This window comes from Mesorhizobium sp. M7A.F.Ca.ET.027.03.2.1, from assembly GCF_003999175.1.
GTDB lineage: Bacteria > Pseudomonadota > Alphaproteobacteria > Rhizobiales > Rhizobiaceae > Mesorhizobium.
Genome location: NZ_RZOM01000769.1, coordinates 1 through 3,028, shown reverse-complemented (window position 1 = coordinate 3,028; position 3,028 = coordinate 1). Strand labels below are relative to the sequence as shown.

The following is a 3,028-nucleotide window of genomic DNA, read 5'->3' as shown; positions in this document are numbered from 1 at the left end:
GCCCAGTGCATAGACCTGGCCATAGGATTTGCTGATGTCGCGCAGTTCGATGAGGCGTTCTGCCATCGGATCCTCGCTTTGATTGTTTCGTGCCGGCCTTCGCCAGCGGTCCCGCCGGCCGGGGCCTGAGATCCCGGCCGGCGGCTTGGGAGGTCAGCGCAGCGCCTGCTTGGCGAGCTCAGCGACGATCTCGTAATTTTCGGGCGTAACGAAACCGGCGCCGGTGTCGACATTCATCGGCGCCAGCCCCAGCACCACCTGCTGGCAGAGGCTGAGGATCGGCAGATAGCCCTGCAGGAACGGCTGCTGGTCGGCGGTCAATTGCACCCAGCCGCCCTTGAAGCCCTCGACGATCTGCGGGCTGGTGTCGAAGCCGAAGTTGAAGATCTCGCCCGCCTTGCGTCCCGCCGCCTGCATGTAGGTCGAGACATTGCCGAGCATCTGCCCGCCGGGATAGCCGACCGCCTTGACGTCGGGATTGTTGAGCAGCGCCGCGGTAATCACCGGAATGGCCAGATTGGGTTCGGACGCCCATTCGCCGCTCGGCGGCGAGGACAACTGGATGACCTCGACGCCGGCCTCCTTGAGCGCCGCCACCGTCCCGCGCTCGCGCGCGCCGCGGCTTTCGTTTTCGAACGGACCGATCATGATCGCCTTGTCGCCGGCCTTCAGCTTGCCAAGCTTGAACGCCTCGGCGCCGAGCGCGCGGCCCTGCTGTTCCTGCTGGGCGCCGACATAGCCGCCGCCGAACGCTTCCACCACCTTCGGCACCGGCACGTTCTGGTACATCATCTTGATGCCGTCCTTGTGCGCCTGTTTGGCGAGCGGCATGATGGACGCGTCGCCCGGATGGCCCATCATGGCGATGCCGTTGGGCTTGACCGCGACGGCCTCACGCAGTTGCTGCGCCATCTTTTCGATGTCCCACTGGGAGAAGATGTAGTCGACCTTCGGCCCGAGATCGGCCTCTGCCTGCTTGGCGCCATTGTAGACGATGGTGCCGAAAGCGTCGCCCTCGGCGCCGCCGACGAAGAAGCGGATGTGGACGTCCTTGCACCATTTGGCGTCGAGCGCCCGCGCGGGCAAGGTGGAGATCGCAGCGGCAAGCATCGTGGCGGCGGCCACGACGGTCGAGCGCAGAACTGTCCTTCTCATCGTCATGCTCATGCACTTATCCTCCCTTTTTGTCCTCGCAAGCGAGGGGTTCGACATTCGCTTCGGCAATGTGCGTTGCAGACATCCCGGCCGGCTCCTCCCGCCGGCCGATCCTCACATCGGGTTCGGCAGGTAGCTGGCCCCTCCCCGGCATTGCTTGAGATACTCAAGCGCCCGCACCTGGCCGGTGATCTCGAGGTCGCCGCGATAGACCGGGTCGTGCCAGCCTTCGATATCGATGGCCCCCTTGTAGCCGGCCAGCCGCAATTCGCTGATCACCCGCGTCCAGTCGCTGTCGCCGAAACCGGGCGTGCGCATCTGCACGAAGGGCAGTCGGCCGAACACGCCATGCTCGCGGATGACGTCCCAGCGCACCGTCGCGTCCTTGCCGTGGACGTGGAAGATGCGCGGCGCCCATTTGCGGATCTGCGGTATCGGGTCGATCAGATAGACGAGCTGGTGGCAGGGCTCCCATTCCAGTCCGAGATTGTCGTCGGGCACTTCGTTGAACATCAGCTCCCAGGCGTCCGGATTGTGGGCAATGTTCCAGTCGCCGGCGGCCCAGTTGCCGTCCATGGCGCAGTTCTCGAAGGCGATGCGCACGCCCTTGTCGGCGGCGCGCTTGGCCAGCGGTCCCCAGACCTCCTTGAAGCGCGGCAGGCTGTCGGTCAGCTTCTTGCCGCGCAGGCGGCCGGTGAAGCCGCTGACCATCGAGGCGCCGAACAGATGGGCGTTGTCGATCACCGTTTCCCAAGCCTGGAGCACGCCACGGTCGACATCGCCGCTTTCCAGCGGATTGCCGAACACGCCGAGCGAGGACACGGTGACGTCGGCATCGCCGATCGCCTCGCGGATCTGGCCGGCGAGAAGCGGCAGGTCCTTGCCGCCAAGCGTCTGCCAGAAGAAGGGTTGAATGCTCTCGAAGCCGTGCGGCAGGATCTGTTTGACGTAAGCCGCCGGGTCGTCGAGATTGGCCCGCACCATGGTGCCGATCCGGATGTCGAGAAGCGGGTTCGGCGTCATTGTGTATCCTCTGCGATCGTCATGCGGCGGCCGGTCTCGGCGCTTTCGATGGCGCCAAAAACCATGGCCAGGCTCTTGATGTTGTCGGCGCCGCGCGTTTCCGGCTCGGTGCCGGTCTCGATGGCGCGGATAAAATCCTGGAGAATGCCGAGATGCCCGCCGACGCGATCGGACGCATCGAGCGGCGGCACCTCGATCGGCTGGGTTTTGTCGAACATCCCATCGCGGCCCGGCATCACTGCTTCTGCCCTCAACTCGTCATGACCGTCCCAGATGAGGCTGCCGCGCTCGGCAACGATGCGCCAGCTGCCCTCCCAACTGGTGCGGAAGCCGGCCGCGCACCAGCTGCCCGCATAGGTGAAGACCTTGCCGCCGCCGAGATCGAAGACGGCACTGGCCGATGATCCCTGCCGGTACCAGGAATTGGCCGGCTCCCATTCCTGGCAGTAGACGCCGGCCGGCTCGCCGGCGACCATGTAGCGGGCGGCGTCGAATGTGTGGATCGCCATGTCGAGCAGCAGCACATGCGCCATCTCCTCGCGAAAACCGCCGAAATGCGGCGCGACGAAAAAGTCGGCGTGGATGCTGGTCGGCGTGCCAATGGCGCCGGAGTCCAGGAATCTGCGGATGCGCCTGACATTGGCGACATAGCGGCGGTTCTGCACGACGGCATGGATGCGCCCGGCGCGGCGCGCGGCCTCGACGATGGCGCGCGCATTTTCCCGACTGTCGGCGAGCGGCTTTTCCGTCAGCAGATGGCAATTGTGCGCAAAGGCGGATAGCGCAACTTCGCGCCGTGCGGCGGGGACCACGACATCGAATACCGCTTGCGGTTTGGTCTGGTCGAGGA

3 protein-coding genes are annotated in these 3,028 nt (G+C 65.4%); all 3 read right to left on the bottom strand.

Features of this window, described 5'->3' with window-relative positions:
• Nucleotides 1–153: 153 nt before the first annotated feature.
• A complete protein-coding gene (locus EN750_RS26505; RefSeq protein ID WP_127398373.1) occupies nt 154–1,167 on the bottom strand; it encodes a substrate-binding domain-containing protein in 1,014 nt (337 codons plus the stop codon).
• A gap of 102 nt (nt 1,168–1,269) precedes the next feature.
• Nucleotides 1,270–2,178 (bottom strand): sugar phosphate isomerase/epimerase, encoded by a 909-nt coding sequence (locus EN750_RS26500; RefSeq protein WP_127398371.1) that lies wholly within the window; start codon nt 2,176–2,178, stop codon nt 1,270–1,272.
• Nucleotides 2,175–3,028, bottom strand: an 854-nt coding sequence (locus EN750_RS26495) for a Gfo/Idh/MocA family oxidoreductase (RefSeq protein ID WP_145967926.1), incomplete at its 5' end; no start/stop codon positions are given. The genes EN750_RS26500 and EN750_RS26495, both read right to left, overlap by 4 nt.